The following is a 15,887-nucleotide window of genomic DNA, read 5'->3' on the forward strand; positions in this document are numbered from 1 at the left end:
ATTTGAATTGTCAATTAAATTAAGCTTCCGCCAACATTTTTTCTCCAGCTTCAATAGCTTCTTCAATGGTTCCTTTAAGGTTAAATGCTGCTTCTGGTAAGTGATCTAATTCACCATCCATAATCATGTTAAATCCTTTAATAGTTTCTTTAATATCAACTAAAACACCAGGAATACCAGTAAATTGCTCAGCTACGTGGAATGGTTGAGATAAGAAACGTTGTACACGTCTTGCTCTACCTACAGCCATTTTATCCTCTTCAGATAATTCTTCCATACCAAGAATAGCAATAATATCTTGTAATTCTTTATAACGTTGTAATAACTCTTTTACGCGTTGAGCACAGTCATAATGCTCTTTTCCTAAAATATCAGCAGTTAAAATTCTTGAAGTTGAATCTAACGGGTCTACCGCTGGATAAATACCTAACTCAGCAATTTTTCTTGAAAGTACTGTTGTAGCATCTAAGTGAGCAAAGGTTGTAGCAGGAGCAGGGTCAGTTAAATCATCCGCAGGTACATAAACCGCTTGTACAGATGTAATAGAACCTTTTTTAGTTGAAGTAATACGTTCTTGCATTGCACCCATTTCTGTTGCTAATGTTGGTTGGTAACCTACCGCAGAAGGCATACGACCAAGTAATGCAGATACCTCTGAACCAGCTTGTGTAAAACGGAAAATGTTATCTACGAAGAAAAGTACATCCTTTCCTTGTCCGTCGCCAGCACCATCACGGAAATACTCAGCGATAGTTAATCCTGAAAGTGCTACACGAGCACGAGCTCCAGGAGGCTCATTCATTTGCCCGAATACGAAAGTTGCTTTAGATTCTTTCATTTTGTTTTTATCAACTTTCGATAAATCCCATCCGCCTTCTTCCATAGAATGCATGAAATCATCACCATAACGGATAATTCCAGACTCTAACATCTCTCTTAAAAGGTCATTTCCTTCACGAGTTCTTTCTCCCACACCTGCAAATACTGATAAACCACCGTGACCTTTAGCAATATTGTTAATCAACTCTTGAATTAATACTGTTTTACCTACACCGGCACCACCAAATAAACCAATTTTACCACCTTTTGCATAAGGTTCGATTAAGTCAATTACTTTAATACCTGTAAATAAAACTTCAGTTGACGTTGATAAATCTTCAAATTTTGGTGATTGGCGGTGAATTGGTAACCCAGCATTTCCAGCTTTAGGTAAATCTCCAAGACCGTCAATAGCATCACCAATTACATTAAACAAACGACCATATACAGCATCACCAATCGGCATTTGTATAGGCGCACCAGTTGCAACAACTTCAGTACCTCTGCTTAAACCATCAGAAGAATCCATAGCAATAGTACGAACCGTATCCTCTCCAACATGAGATTGTACTTCTAGTACTAGTATAGAACCATCAGGTCTTTTAATTTCTAATGAATCATAAATTTTTGGAAGTTCAGAACCTGCTTCGAATTCAACATCGATAACTGGACCTACTATTTGTGCAACTTTACCTGTAACTTTAGCCATTACTTATCTGTTTAATATTATGCGTTTTAATTTGATGAAAACACTTTCAGTTTTCGGGTGCAAAGATAATTTTTTTAATTTAAAAAGAAAGTTGTTTTTGCAGGTTTTTTGGAATAAAAAAACACCTTCAACTTGAAGGTGTTTTTGTGTTTTATTTTATTCGAATTTTATTGTAATAAAGGTGAATAGTTTGTTGGATAATCTCCAGCTTTCGCCATATTACCCGATACTTCGAAGTTTGTTCCGAAAGCAGTATCAATGGCTTCTAAAAATTTATTTGCCATATATGCATATCCTCTAGCTGTTAAATGAATACCATCTAAACTTACAAGGCCACCTGTAACAAGACTTGTTTGCAGTGTATAATCATCAAACACAACACCATTAACTGTCGCGTCTTGTAAAATAGCATTTAAATCTACTAAAACTACGTTAGGGTTAGCACCAGCAACACTTGAAATGGTTGCATTGTACGCGTCCGTCGCCGTTTTAATTTCTGCTTGCTCTTCAGGTGTTAATACCCACTTATCCGCAAGAGGGATAGCAACACCATTTACTGTTTGAGGGTTTCCAGGAACAGCTTCGGTTCCTATAAATGAAGATGATGTTAAAACAAATAAATCAGCAGAAGTGGCTTGCCTCATACTTATTAAAGCGGGATTTAGCGCCGTTAAATCTGTTAAACTTTCATCCATAATCACCACTGCATTATTAGGGATTGCAGCAAACGTAATAGTTCTTTTTGCTATTTCTGCGTCAGCCATTTCTTGCGTCATAGGAGTATTAGCAACTAAAAAGGCAAAGGCTTGTACTATTCCGGCATTGTATGCTCCGTATGCACTGGCACTATTTAAGAATCCGGCAGTAGCGGCATCTAATGGGATAGGGTTATGCGGAACCGTAGTAAAATGAGGTAAATCGGTAATATATGGTACATTGGTTACAACACCCTTAGCACCTCCTGAAGTTAGGGTAGTAACTAAAGTTGTAAAAGCAAAATCAAATGTAGGAGTAGCTGTTATAGTATTTGAGCCATCTCCTCCAGAAGTTGCATAACCTAAAACATCATTGCCTCCAATTTCAGATAAAGTGAAAAATGTAGGACTTTGAGCCATGGCTAATTCAAGCATTGATGCATTTGGTGTTGAACCCGTTAAGCGTACTGCATAAGGGTTAGCAGCAGCAGGAAAATTAGCCAGATTTCCATAACCATTAGCTAGTAAATGAAAACTTTTTGCACCAGGTACTCCTAAATTTTTGAATGGCCCTGTTGGGTTAGATAATAAATCTGTAGATACAGTTACAGGCCCTATTACACTCTCTAAAGGTACAGGTCCAGCACCACCAAAAACGAATCTAGGAGCCAAAATTCTAGAACCACCAACAGCTAAACCGCCAAAATTGTCATTCATTAAGGGCTGTGTAAAAGCACCACCTCCAATTTTTGCAAATGCTTTTGACAAAATATTAGGAAAGGAATTTTCCTGAGCAGCAATAAATAAAGCATTATCAGTAAATCCAGCCGTAAAAGAAGCTCCTAAAGCTACATAGTTTGAAAAGTTTACACTTCCTGCACTTAATTCAGGAAGTTCTTCTACTATTTCTGGCAGTGCATTATAATCTGCAAGAACATCTTCTGGTTCATTACAAGCTGCAAACCCTAACAGGATTAGTATCAGCCATATATATTTTGTATTCATAATTGTCTTTTTCATAATAATTATAAGTTATTAATTGTCCACGATAGGTAGTACATCGATCCTATAAAACCAGTACCAATGGCTTGAAAATATTCATCGCCTAAAAGGTTGGTAGCACCTGCTTTAAAAGTTGATTTAAAACTTGGAACTGTTAAGCTCACTTGAGCATCTACTACATGATACTCAGGAACTACTCCTGTTGCAAAAGTATTTTCCCAGTAGTAATCATCGCTAAATCTGTAGGCTATATTAAATCCAAAATTTTTAAATAACTCGGTATTTCCAAAAGCCGCCTTAAACTTATGTTCTGGCGTATTAAAATTTGTTTGAAAGTTTGGGTATTTGTTTTGATCAAAATCTAATTTAGCGTAGGTATAACTTCCGCTTAAATCAAAATTACCTAATACTTTCGTTGATAAACCAATGGAAGCTCCATACGAATTTACTTCAGCCTCAGCATTTGTATAAGCACTATATCCTTGCCAATCTCCGTTTGCAATTGCCGCAACTGATAAACCACCATCACCAGCTGTTCCATATAAAGGCGAAGCAACGCGTTGTTGCGAAATAAAATCTTTATAGCTATTGTAGTAAACACTAAAGTCAATAGTTAATTTATTCAGTTTCCCTCTATATCCAACCTCTGCAGAAGTTACCTGTTCAGGTTTTATTAAATCTGGGTTCGCAACTACTAAAACCGTAGGATCACCAGTAGCTCCAAAAGCTAATAATGAACTGGCAGTATAAGAATTTGTGTAAGGCGCAGCACCAGTTTGCGTAATAGTAGCTGGTTGACCTAATAGTTGACCTGCTCCACTAACATCTAAATCTCTTGACCATCTTGCTAAGTTATCTGGAGAAGAACCTACTAAGAACCCTTGTCCTGAATCTAGACCAATAAATAAATCTTGAGTTGTTGGGTTTCTAAATCCTGTTTGCACAGAAGCTCTTATATTATGATTTCTGTTAACTGTTAAACCAGCTGATATTCTTGGAGAATAAAAACCATCAAAGAATTCTGATTTATCATATCTAACGGAACCAGTAAGTTTTAATTCTAAAGCATCATTAAGCTCAAAGTTTTTCTGAATTTGAGTGTAAACACCAAATTCAGAATAATTAATAGGTCCATTTTCCGGAGTGTCCGTATAGATAGTTCCTGATGAATTTAAGCTGTATTGTCTGTATGAACCTCCAACTTGAATATCGGCGAAATCAATTAAATGACTAAAGTTATAGTTAGCATCTGAATGATAATACTTTGAGGCATCTTGAAATTTTGAACCTGTTATTAAGTTAGGGTCGTTAATACTTCTATTAAAAGCGGTTTGATATTCTGGAGTTCCTGGTTCAAAACGCCCTGACTCAGCTTGCGCTCTTGCGGCCGCATGTGCTTGTTCATTAGTAGCGCCTCCAAGAGATGCCTGGACATAGGTTCCAGCGTATTCTCCAAAATATGTATTATGGTCTTTCCAATCATTTAAGATTTGAATTCCAGTAACAACCATATCATAAGAATCACCAGCTTTATCCGAAACTACATAACCTCTAACAAAGAAATTATCATTTCTTATTTCCAATTTATGTTGTTGCTGAAAAAAACCATCAATATTATATCGGTTTAACCCTTGATAGATTGTAGTTCCTGTTCCAACTTTACCAACATAAGAAAACTCTAAGTCGTTTTCCCAAGGGCGATAATATAAGCCCCAATCCGCTTTAACACTTTCAGCTTTATAAGTGGTTAAATCTCTTTCATTGTATCCAATTCTACTTACCCTTTCAGAAGGCACTAAAGCATTTGCTCCAGCAGGTAAAATCCCTCTGCCTTCGAGTATTACGGCAACGTCTTTTATATTAGCACTAAAATCATCACCATATACGTTGACACCATTGTAATTTAAATTTGATTCTCTTGTACCACCATCAGAATTTTTATCTACTTCGCTATTAGCAGCCCAATCCGTTCCTTTTAAATATCCAAAATTTACTTTAGCAGCAAACTTTTCACTGAATTTGTGGGCAGCACGGAAACCAATATCCACGTAATCATTATCTCCAGCAGCTTCTTGCGATGTTATCCCCTTTTTTATTGAGGTACTAATTCCTGGATAATCAAATGGGTTTTTGCTTCGCATAAATAATATACCGTTAAAGGCATTAGCTCCGTATAATGCTGAAGATGCTCCTGGTAGTAACTCTACGCTTAAAACATCGGTTTCAGTCATACCAACTAAGTTTCCTATTGGGAAGTTTAACGCAGGAGTTGAATTATCCATACCGTCAACAAGTTGCATAAAACGGTTATTAGCAAAGGTTGCAAAACCACGTGTATTAACGGATTTAAAAGTTAAACTGTTAGTGTTTACATCAACACCTTTAAGGTTTTCTAAACTATCATAAAAATCGGCAGAAGCCGTGTTTTTAATTTCTTTTAGTCCTAATCGTTCTACGGTTACGGGCGATTCAAAAATACGCTCAGGTGTTCTTGAAGCAGAAATAACCACTTCATCTAAAGAGGTACCTTCCTTTAATACAAAATTTAATGTTTGATTATTTGTTGTTACTTCCATAGTAACAGTTTCAAATCCTACACTACTTGCTTGTACCGAAAACGGAGGGTCTTGATTATAGGTAAGTGTAAAATTACCATCAAAATCTGTTACTGTTCCAGTTGAGGTTCCTAAAATAATAATGTTTGCTCCTGGTATGGGTTGGCTATTATCATCAACAACAGAACCAGTTATTGTTGTTTGGGAATATGTTATTCCACAAAAAAACAATAATAAAAAGGGGAGAATTGTTTTCATTTAATCTAAGTTAGTTTAATTTTAGTTTAGCAATATATGTATATAAAATATTACTTGGGCATAAATTTATAAAAAAATTATGCACGCATAGTATAATTTAAAAAAATTATGCCTAAAAGTTTGTTTAATTGATAAAATTAAATGAAAAAACTGAGATATTGTTATTTTTTGACAAAATCAACAATAATATTTACATTAAAATTTTCGCAAGATTACTCAACCGTAACCGATTTTGCTAAGTTTCGCGGTTGATCAACATTTTTATCTAGCAAAACTGCAATGTGATACGATAATAGTTGAAGCGGAATGGTAGTTAATAAAGGTGACAATAACTCTAAGGTTTCTGGCACTTCAATAACATGGTCTGCCAACTCTTTAACTTGAGTATCTCCTTCAGTAACAATTCCAATAATTTTTCCTTTTCTGGATTTTATTTCTTGGATATTACTTACTACTTTTTCGTAATGCCCTTTCTTAGTGGCAATTACAATAATTGGCATATTCTCGTCAATTAAAGCAATAGGTCCATGTTTCATTTCAGCTGCCGGATAACCTTCGGCATGTATATAAGAAATCTCTTTTAATTTTAAAGCGCCTTCTAATGCCACTGGGAAATTATAACCTCTACCTAAGTATAAACAGTTGCGGGTATCCTTATAAATATCAGCAATCATTTTTATATGGGCGTCTGACTCTAAGGCTTTTTCTACTTTTTTAGGAATCATTTCTAATTCTAAAAGATGTGTGCGGAAATCAGAACTACTGATAGTACCTTTAGCACGAGCTAAACGTAATGCAATTAAAGTTAAAACGGTGATTTGCGTTGTAAAGGCTTTAGTTGAAGCCACTCCAATTTCTGGACCAGCGTGTGTATAAGCTCCAGCATGAGTTTCTCTTGCAATGGAAGATCCTACTACATTACAAACTCCAAAAACAAATGCCCCTTTGGATTTTGCTAATTTAATTGCAGCAAGTGTATCGGCGGTTTCACCTGACTGAGATATAGCAATTACTACATCATTTTCATTAATTACAGGGTTTCTGTATCTAAATTCAGAAGCATACTCTACCTCAACAGGGATTCTAGCCAGGTCTTCAAAAATATATTCGGCAACCAAACCTGCGTGCCATGATGTTCCACAAGCAACGACAATAATACGATTGGCATTGAGGAATTTTTTCATATTATCTTCAACACCTGCCATTTTTATAATGGCTTCGTTTCGTAACAATCTACCCCTGTAAGTATCGGTAATAGCTTTAGGTTGTTCATGAATTTCTTTTAGCATGAAATGGTCGTAACCACCTTTTTCTATTTGCTCAAGATTAATTTGAAGCTCTTGAATGTAAGTGTCAACTAAAGAGTCGTCTTTTATTTTTCTTACTTTAACACCTTTGTGAAACCTAATCACTGCCATTTCTTCATCTTCAAGATAAACAGCGTTTTTAGTATATTCTAAAAAAGGAGAAGCATCACTCGCAATGAAAAATTCGTCGTCGTTTTCGCCAATACCAATAGCTAATGGACTTCCTAAACGAGCTACTACAACTTCTTCTGGTTTATTTTTATCAAAAACAGCAATTGCATATGCGCCAATAACTTGGTTTAGCGCTATTTGTACAGCTTTACCAAGTTTAACATTTTCTTGTTTTTTTACGTCTTCAATTAAATTGACTAAAACTTCGGTGTCTGTATCGGATTTAAATGTATAACCTCTTGTAATTAACTCCTGCTTAAGCGATTCGTAATTCTCAATAATACCATTGTGGATGATAACTAAATCGCCTGAATTTGATAGGTGTGGATGCGAGTTAACGTCATTAGGTACACCATGCGTAGCCCAACGCGTATGGCCAATGCCAACATTACCATTTTTTGTAATTTCTGTGCTTGCTCTATTTTCTAAATCGACTACCTTACCTTTGGTTTTAGATACTTTAAGGTCTGTTCCATCAAAAAGCGCAATACCAGCACTGTCATATCCTCTATATTCAAGTCTTTTTAAACCTTCAATTATTATTGGGTAAGCTTCTCTAGGGCCAATATATCCTACAATTCCACACATAATTTCTTAAATTTGATTTTGGGGTGATTAATTAGAGGCAAATATGTAAAATAATTACTAATCAATTATAATTATTATATGAACCTATTGTTTTATACGACGAAATTCAATTTCAACAATAATACTAGCTTCATTTATAGAAAACAAAGCAAATCAATTAATTAGGTTCGGTAAAAAATATTTTAAACTTTAGTTGTTTACCTTCTGGAACATTTGAATTACTTCCATGTAAAATAGTTCCTCTTGGGCTTATTATGTTAGCAGCAGGAATTTGAGTTACTTCATCATTACTATTTAAAATTTGAACCGTGCTATTATAATTTACATTGAACGAAGTAACCAAGCCAATTTTAGTGTTTGTTGAATCACGAAGCAAAATATTATTCAAATGCTCTGTAAGTCTAATTTTAAACTTAGCTGTAATTGTATCTCTTTGGCTTAAGCTTATAACTTTTGAGCTTATTGGGTTTTGAGTGTTCTCAGTTACGTCTATTAAATAGTCAATAGTTGGAGAATTGTTTTTTATATCATAAGCAAAAATACGGTCGTATTTATGATAGGCGTCTCCATTTTCATCAAGTTCGTTATAGATGTTTTCATCTTCATATATAGCTAAATGAGCTTCATTGATTAAGCGATTTAGTATGTAGTTGCCATCGTTATCTTTTTCATATCCGCCACTACCATTAGGAACTCTGAACGTATCAAGAAAATCATCTAAACCATTAGGGAATAAATCAACAACAGACATTGAGCCAGCTGAACCTTTTAAATAAAGTTTATCATCACCTAATTGCTTATTGCCATTTTGAAGCGTTACGAGGTTAAAATCATTTATAAATGTATTTAGTCTATTACCAGTAAAACTCATTACATAGGTAGATCTTGTCCTTGAATCTGTTTCACCAGATGTGTAATTTATGGTAATATTGGCATTTGAAGATGCTAAATTTAGTAAAATCATATTTCCGTTACCTACTAAAGCTTCTGCTTTAAGATAAACACCTCTGAAATAATTTTTAAAATTATTAGCATTACTTAACACAGGGTCATCTTGTTTGTCTATTATGGTGTTTTTCCAAAATAACTTATCAGCGTCGTCTTCTAAAACCACTCGATATGCAGGCACAGACCTTGTTGTTGTAGTATCTGAATCGGTTATATTCCAAATTTCAATAGCGGCTTCACTTGGGATAAAATTGTTATCTTCATGAATAGTTACCACAATATGATCATCAAAATTGATTGTACTAGTTCCGTTCAGTACAGAGTTTGTAGTGCTATTAGAATTAGAATAGTAGATTTGTGAGCTACTTCCCGTTGCATTTGGGTCTAAATCTCTTAAAAAATAATTATTCTGATAAAGCGTAAGTTTAATAGGTGCAGTTGGATCTCCATACAAAGAATCTAAAGCGTAAGTTGTATTACCATTATCATCTGTACCAACTTGAGAGCTGAAATATGGAATGTTTATTACGATAGAATCAATAACCGGATCCACACCAAAATCTGGATTAAAGGATGTTGGAGTGACTTGTGTAACAATACTTGCCGTTGTAGAGCCATAAGAAGGATCGTTAAAAACGCCTAATAAGTTAGAAGCTAAATTATTTACTTGTAAAGAATCTAGTTTTTTATTGTAAGCTACAATTGGTAGCAAGGTTTCACCAGTAGTAAAATTTGAATTTTCTTTTCCTAAAACATCGCTTTCAATAACGTTAAAATCTTTATCGCAAGCAATGAATGATGATAAAATTAGTAGAAAGGCAATGGGAAATTTAAAGGCTTTAATCGTCTTTTTCATATATGATTGAATGAATGTAATGGGTTAGCTTAAAACGCTATTATTAAAAAATGTTGTATAAGCTTCACCAAATTCATCTTTACTTTTATATTCTAAAATAGGTTTTTTAGATGCTTTTAAATGTTTAACTAATTCCTCAGGAATATTTTCCGACCCAATAATTAACGCATCAGAATAGTCAATGGCAACTTTCATTAAGTTATTATAAGATGGTTCTTCCAACGATTTAATAGCATCCTCATTAATATTGTCAAATTTAATCTTATTAACCATATCTTTATTTAAGGTATTGTTAAAACTTTGATTATAAATGGAGGTTACAATTTTACTTTCGTTAAATAACGGTTCGTCTTTGTAGAATTCTTTTAAATAAACAGGAAGTAAAGAGGCTAGCCAACCATGAACATGAATAATATCGGGCGACCAATTTAATTTTTTAACCGTTTCAATAACTCCTTTTGCAAAAAATATAGCACGTTCATCATTGTCAGAAAACAAATTACCATCTTCATCGGTTAAAGTAGCCTTTCTTTTAAAGTACTCATCATTATCAATAAAATAAACCTGAATACGCTCTTTTGGGATGGATGCCACTTTTATTATTAATGGCATATCGAGGTCGTTAATAACTAAATTAATTCCAGATAATCTTATAACTTCGTGTAATTGGTGTCGTCTTTCGTTTATATTACCATATCGAGGCATAAATATTCTTATTTGTCCACCTTGTTGATTCACCAATCTTGGCGCTTCAAAAGACATTGAAGAAATTTCAGTTTCAGGTAAATAAGGCACTACTTCAGATGATACATATAATATCCTCTTATCTTTCATATGTTTGTTTTTGTTGACTTTAATGACTTTACATCATTAGCAGTTATTAATTTCTTTTAAAGAGAAATTTTGTAAAGCTTACTCTGTAAAGGTTGTGCTTTTGAAAAATTCAAAATAAAAAACATGCAAAACTACAAAAATTTATGCTAATTGGTTGTAAAATCTTAAGTTTGCACGCGTTAATTTTTTATTAAATAGTGGAAGTTTACTCTGAAAAACAACAAATTGTTGCCGCATTGGATGCTTTAAAAGCAAAAAACCAAACCCTAGGCTTAGTTCCTACAATGGGTGCATTACATCAAGGGCATTTACAATTGGTAAAAAAAGCCTTAGAAAACAATGATAAAGTGGTTGTAAGCATTTTTGTAAATCCAACGCAGTTTAATAATCAGGAAGACTTAATAAAATATCCAAGAACACTTAAGAAAGATGTCGCTTTACTAGAAACCGTAAGTAAGAGTAATATTTTGGTTTATGCACCTACTGTTGATGATATTTACGAAGGAAACACCATTTCTCAAGATTTTGATTTTGATGGTTTAGAATTTGAAATGGAAGGGAAATTTAGGCACGGACATTTTGATGGTGTTGGCACTATTGTAAAACGTTTTTTCGAGATTATAAAGCCTAACAATGCTTACTTTGGCGAGAAAGATTTTCAGCAGCTTACAATTATTAAAAAATTAGTTGAAAAACACAATATTCCAGTAAATATTGTAGGCTGTAAAATACACAGAGAATCCAATGGGTTAGCCATGAGTTCGCGTAATACCCGACTTAAACCAGAGTACAAAAAAGCAGCGCCTTTTATTTATAAAACCTTAAAAACTGCCAAAACACTTTTTGGCACAAAAAGTGCTAGTAAAGTTTCGGAATGGGTTGAAAAACAGTTCAATAATCATGATTTATTAGAGTTAGAATATTTCATAATTGCAGACACCAAAACTCTAAAACCGATGAAACGAAAATCAAATAAAAAATCATATAGAGCATTTATAGCAGTATATGCAGATGATATTAGACTCATAGACAATATCGCTTTAAATTAATTATCTTTGCCACATGCAAATTCAAGTAGTAAAATCTAAAATTCATAGAGTTAAATGCACTGGTGCAGAACTCAATTATATAGGTAGTATAACCATTGATGAAGACTTAATGGATGCTGCAAACATTATACAGGGAGAAAAAGTTCAAATTGTTAATAATGATAATGGGGAACGTTTAGAAACCTATTGTATTCCAGGGCCTCGTAAAACTGGAGAAATAACACTTAATGGTGCTGCTGCCAGAAAAGTTTCTGTGGGCGACACGCTTATTTTAATTACTTACGCGTTTATGGATATTGAAGAAGCTAAAGTGTTTAAACCCTCTTTAGTTTTTCCAGACGAAGCCACAAACTTGTTGAAATAATTCTTTGGTTGCTCAAAAGAGCATTAAAGATTCTAAACCTATCGCCCATTAAGTTTAACTCTAATTACAGATGGTTTACGAAATTAAAATCTGATGAAAATCCGAATAAAAAGAATATTAAAAATATCACTCCCATTATTGCTGGGAGTTTTTTTGGTTTGGTTTTCACTTTCTCAAATATCAGTTGAAGAATTAGTTTCTTATTTTAAAAAAGCAGATTATAGCTGGGTTTTATTGGGTGTGTTTTTGGGCTTGTTAAGTCATTTATCGCGTGCCTATCGTTGGCGTTTTCAGCTAGAGCCAATGGGTTACAATATTAAATTAGGCAATAGTATTATGGCAGTATTTGCTACCTATTTAATTAATTATACCATACCAAGAGCAGGCGAAATTGCAAGAGCCTCTATTTTAGCTAATTATGAAGGCGTTCCTTTTGAAAAAGGTTTTGGAACTATTGTGGCTGAACGTATTGCAGATATGATTGTTATGTTGGGAATCATTATAGTAACGCTTTTTCTTGAATTCGATTTTATTTACGGATTTTTAATCGAAAGATTTGAGCCTTTAAAAATTATAGTTGCCTTAATTGGACTGGCTGTAGTTATTGCCTTTTTTTCATTGTATATAAGAAAGAGTAGTTCTAAAATCGCAATAAAAATTAAAGATTTTGTAAACGGATTAATAGAAGGCGCATTAAGTATTTTTAAAATGAAAAAGAAGTGGGCTTTTATTTTTCATACGCTTTTTATTTGGGGGATGTACCTACTTATGTTTTATGTAACTACATTTTCTCTAGAGCAAACAACTAATATTCCTTTTGCAGCTATATTAATTGGATTTATAGCAGCAAGTTTTAGTATTGCTGCTACAAATGGAGGAATTGGCTCTTACCCTTTAGCTATTTATGCCGCTTTTTCACTTTTTGGAATTGCAAAAGAACCAAGCATTGGCTTTGGATATATTATGTGGTCATCACAAACCCTGTTAGTTATTATTTTTGGAGGACTTTCATTACTTTATCTACCTATTTATAACAGAAGAAAGTCAAAATAAAGGTTTAAAACTTCTTTACAGCTTGCTAAAACTTTGCTTTTAATCTCTCGGTTAATTTATTACCTTGCCAGTATTAAATCTCAAATCATTTTAAAAATGAAAAAACCAATCATTTTACTTCTATTCTTGTTTTTTACTTTAAATATTGTTCATGCACAAGTTAAGTATGAAACCTTTCAATCTTCAAAATTAGGAGAGGAGCGCGAATTGAAAATTCAATTACCAAGGGGATATGCATCCAATGAAGATAAAACATACCCATTATTTGTGGTTCTAGATGGTGATTATATGTTTGAAGCTGTTGCGGGAAATGTTGATTATTTTTCATATTGGGAAGACATGCCAGAATCTATTGTCGTTGGAGTTAATCAGTTCGATAAACGCTTTGATGATTGTATGTATTCTGAACAAAACTCATTGCCTATTGAAACAGGTGCAGCCTTTTTTGAGTTTATAGGTATGGAGCTTGTTCCTTATATGGAACAGAATTATAGAGCAGGTAATTTTAGAGTAGCCGTTGGACATGGTGAAACGGCTAATTTTATAAATTATTACCTATTAAAACCTAACCCTTTATTTCAGGGGTATATTTCTATTAGCCCAGAATTAGCCCCCAATATGATAGATTATTTGCCTGAAGTATTAGCCAAAAAACAATCAAAAACGTTCTATTATCTGTCTAATACTAATAACGACGCATCCTCAATAAAACAAATGATAGATGTGCTGAATAAAGATTTATCTGCCATAGATAATGATAATTTACATTATAAATTTAATGGCTTTGAAGGGCCATCACATTATTCAGCACCAACACATGCAATACCAAATGCCATTGAGTATATGTTTAAAGTGTTTCAACCTATTTCTAAAAAAGAATATCTTGAAGTTATTTTAGAATTAGACACATCGCCCGTAGTATATCTTGAAGAGAAATATCAAACTATAAGCGATTTGTTTGGTATTCAGAAACAAATTTTAATTAATGATTTTAAGGCAATTTCTGCTGCTATTGAAAAAAATGAAACCTACGAATATTATGAGGAATTGGGTAAAATTGCGAGAAAAGAATACCCAGAAACGCTACTTGGAGGGTATTATTTAGGACGTTTTTATGAAGAAACTGGCGAACCTAAAAAAGCAATGCGTACATATCAATCGGCTTACACTCTAAAGGAAATAGCAGGAATTACAAAAGATGATGTTCTTGAAAAGGCAGATTTAATAAAAGCAGATTTCGGATATTAATGGCAAAAGTAAAAACCACTTTTTTTTGCCAAAACTGTGGCACACAATATGCCAAATGGCAAGGACAATGTAACGCTTGTAAAGAATGGAATACCATTGTTGAGGAGCTTATTCAAAAACCTGAAAAAAGCGATTGGAAATCACCAAATTCAACAGTAAAGCGAGTTTCAGTACCCTTAAGAATAAATGAAATTGACACTTCAAAAGAAACCCGATTAGACACGTTAGATGCCGAGTTTAATCGCGTTTTAGGTGGCGGGATTGTACCAGGGTCTTTAACGTTATTAGGAGGCGAACCAGGTATTGGTAAAAGCACCTTATTACTTCAAATATCATTAAAGTTACCTTATAAAACACTTTATGTTTCTGGTGAAGAAAGCCAAAAACAAATAAAAATGCGTGCGGAACGCATCAATCCTGATAATAGTAATTGCTATATTTTAACCGAAACTAAAACTCAAAATATTTTTAAACAAATTGAGGCTTTAGAGCCCGATATTGTTATAATCGATTCCATTCAAACTTTACACAGCGATTATATCGAGTCGTCTTCAGGGAGCATTTCACAGATTAAAGAGTGTACAACAGAGCTTATAAAATTCGCAAAAGAAACAGCAACTCCTGTTGTATTAATAGGTCATATTACTAAAGACGGAAACATTGCTGGACCTAAGATTTTAGAACATATGGTTGATACCGTATTACAATTTGAAGGCGATCGAAATCATGTTTTTAGAATTTTAAGGGCTAACAAAAATCGATTTGGATCGACCAACGAATTAGGTATTTACGAGATGCAGGGTTCGGGATTACGTGAAGTATCAAACCCATCAGAAATTTTAATTTCTAAAAAGGATGAAGAATTATCTGGCAATGCGATTGCAGCAACGCTAGAAGGCATGCGGCCTTTAATGATTGAAGTACAAGCTTTGGTAAGTACAGCAGTTTATGGAACACCGCAGCGCAGTGCTACTGGTTTTAATGCAAAACGACTTAATATGTTGTTGGCGGTATTAGAAAAACGAGCAGGTTTTCGTTTAGGAGCCAAAGATGTGTTTTTGAATATTACAGGAGGAATAACTGTTGATGACCCTGCTATAGATTTGGCAGTTGTGGCTTCAATATTATCATCAAATGAAGATACCGCTTTACAAAAAAATATATGCTTTGCTGCTGAGGTTGGCTTGTCTGGAGAAATCCGCCCCGTTCAGCGCGTGGAACAACGTATTTTAGAAGCTGAAAAATTAGGGTTTTCAACCATTTTTGTATCTAAATACAACAAAATTTCGCTTCAAAACACGGCGATTAAAATTAAACTACTTTCTAAAATTGAAGATTTAGTTTTTGAATTAACCTGATTTTTTGGTGGATAGTAATTCCTAAAATAACACAAAAACGTATTTCATCGTTTAAAATCAACATTTTATCTGA

11 protein-coding genes are annotated in these 15,887 nt (G+C 33.8%); 5 read left to right on the forward strand and 6 right to left on the reverse strand.

Annotated features, from left to right (window positions below; translation table 11 throughout):
* Positions 1–19 precede the first annotated feature (19 nt).
* From atpD to L3X39_RS03800, 6 genes are all read right to left on the reverse strand, one after another.
* Positions 20–1,528, reverse strand: coding sequence for a F0F1 ATP synthase subunit beta (gene atpD / locus L3X39_RS03775; RefSeq protein ID WP_237230410.1), 1,509 nt, complete (start codon positions 1,526–1,528; stop codon positions 20–22).
* A 167-nt stretch (positions 1,529–1,695) separates the two neighbouring features.
* A complete protein-coding gene (locus L3X39_RS03780) occupies positions 1,696–3,243 on the reverse strand; it encodes an SGNH/GDSL hydrolase family protein (RefSeq protein ID WP_237230411.1) in 1,548 nt (515 codons plus the stop codon).
* Positions 3,244–3,248: 5 nt separating this feature from the next.
* A complete protein-coding gene (locus L3X39_RS03785; RefSeq protein ID WP_237230412.1) occupies positions 3,249–6,038 on the reverse strand; it encodes a TonB-dependent receptor in 2,790 nt (929 codons plus the stop codon).
* 212 nt (positions 6,039–6,250) lie between these two features.
* On the reverse strand, positions 6,251–8,104 hold the full coding sequence (gene glmS / locus L3X39_RS03790) for a glutamine--fructose-6-phosphate transaminase (isomerizing) (protein ID WP_237230413.1): 1,854 nt from the start codon (positions 8,102–8,104) through the stop codon (positions 6,251–6,253).
* 157 nt (positions 8,105–8,261) lie between these two features.
* The gene (bamH, locus tag L3X39_RS03795; RefSeq protein WP_237230414.1) at positions 8,262–9,908 is read right to left on the reverse strand and encodes a BamH family beta-barrel-assembly machinery protein; all 1,647 of its coding nucleotides are present in this window, start codon (positions 9,906–9,908) and stop codon (positions 8,262–8,264) included.
* Between the two features lie 24 nt (positions 9,909–9,932).
* Complete coding sequence (locus L3X39_RS03800) at positions 9,933–10,742, reverse strand: glycogen/starch synthase (RefSeq protein WP_237230415.1); 810 nt, start codon at positions 10,740–10,742, stop codon at positions 9,933–9,935.
* A 197-nt stretch (positions 10,743–10,939) separates the two neighbouring features.
* Between L3X39_RS03800 and panC the strand changes: the two genes are divergently transcribed.
* From panC to radA, 5 genes are all read left to right on the forward strand, one after another.
* Positions 10,940–11,791 carry a pantoate--beta-alanine ligase gene (gene panC / locus L3X39_RS03805; RefSeq protein WP_237230416.1) on the forward strand — a complete coding sequence of 284 codons (852 nt, stop codon included), beginning with the start codon at positions 10,940–10,942 and terminating at the stop codon, positions 11,789–11,791.
* Positions 11,792–11,804: 13 nt separating this feature from the next.
* On the forward strand, positions 11,805–12,155 hold the full coding sequence (gene panD / locus L3X39_RS03810; RefSeq protein WP_237230417.1) for an aspartate 1-decarboxylase: 351 nt from the start codon (positions 11,805–11,807) through the stop codon (positions 12,153–12,155).
* A 93-nt stretch (positions 12,156–12,248) separates the two neighbouring features.
* Positions 12,249–13,208 (forward strand): lysylphosphatidylglycerol synthase transmembrane domain-containing protein, encoded by a 960-nt coding sequence (locus L3X39_RS03815; protein WP_237230418.1) that lies wholly within the window; start codon positions 12,249–12,251, stop codon positions 13,206–13,208.
* 96 nt (positions 13,209–13,304) lie between these two features.
* A complete protein-coding gene (locus tag L3X39_RS03820; protein ID WP_237230419.1) occupies positions 13,305–14,456 on the forward strand; it encodes an alpha/beta hydrolase in 1,152 nt (383 codons plus the stop codon).
* Positions 14,456–15,814 carry a DNA repair protein RadA gene (radA, locus tag L3X39_RS03825; protein WP_237230420.1) on the forward strand — a complete coding sequence of 453 codons (1,359 nt, stop codon included), beginning with the start codon at positions 14,456–14,458 and terminating at the stop codon, positions 15,812–15,814. Before L3X39_RS03820 ends, radA begins: the two co-directional genes overlap by 1 nt.
* The last annotated feature ends 73 nt before the right edge of the window (positions 15,815–15,887 follow it).

This window comes from Flaviramulus multivorans (assembly GCF_021728415.1).
In the GTDB taxonomy this organism is placed as follows: Bacteria; Bacteroidota; Bacteroidia; order Flavobacteriales; family Flavobacteriaceae; genus Sabulilitoribacter; species Sabulilitoribacter multivorans.

What these genes read in the sequence shown, in the direction of transcription:
- atpD (WP_237230410.1), bottom strand. Translation starts at nt 1,528, where the DNA reads ATGGCTAAAGTTACAGGTAAAGTTGCACAAATAGTAGGTCCAGTTATC.
- panD (WP_237230417.1), top strand. Translation starts at nt 11,805, where the DNA reads ATGCAAATTCAAGTAGTAAAATCTAAAATTCATAGAGTTAAATGCACT.
- bamH (WP_237230414.1), bottom strand. Translation starts at nt 9,908, where the DNA reads ATGAAAAAGACGATTAAAGCCTTTAAATTTCCCATTGCCTTTCTACTA.
- L3X39_RS03785 (WP_237230412.1), bottom strand. Translation starts at nt 6,038, where the DNA reads ATGAAAACAATTCTCCCCTTTTTATTATTGTTTTTTTGTGGAATAACA.
- L3X39_RS03815 (WP_237230418.1), top strand. Translation starts at nt 12,249, where the DNA reads ATGAAAATCCGAATAAAAAGAATATTAAAAATATCACTCCCATTATTG.
- L3X39_RS03800 (WP_237230415.1), bottom strand. Translation starts at nt 10,742, where the DNA reads ATGAAAGATAAGAGGATATTATATGTATCATCTGAAGTAGTGCCTTAT.
- L3X39_RS03820 (WP_237230419.1), top strand. Translation starts at nt 13,305, where the DNA reads ATGAAAAAACCAATCATTTTACTTCTATTCTTGTTTTTTACTTTAAAT.
- glmS (WP_237230413.1), bottom strand. Translation starts at nt 8,104, where the DNA reads ATGTGTGGAATTGTAGGATATATTGGCCCTAGAGAAGCTTACCCAATA.
- L3X39_RS03780 (WP_237230411.1), bottom strand. Translation starts at nt 3,243, where the DNA reads ATGAAAAAGACAATTATGAATACAAAATATATATGGCTGATACTAATC.
- radA (WP_237230420.1), top strand. Translation starts at nt 14,456, where the DNA reads ATGGCAAAAGTAAAAACCACTTTTTTTTGCCAAAACTGTGGCACACAA.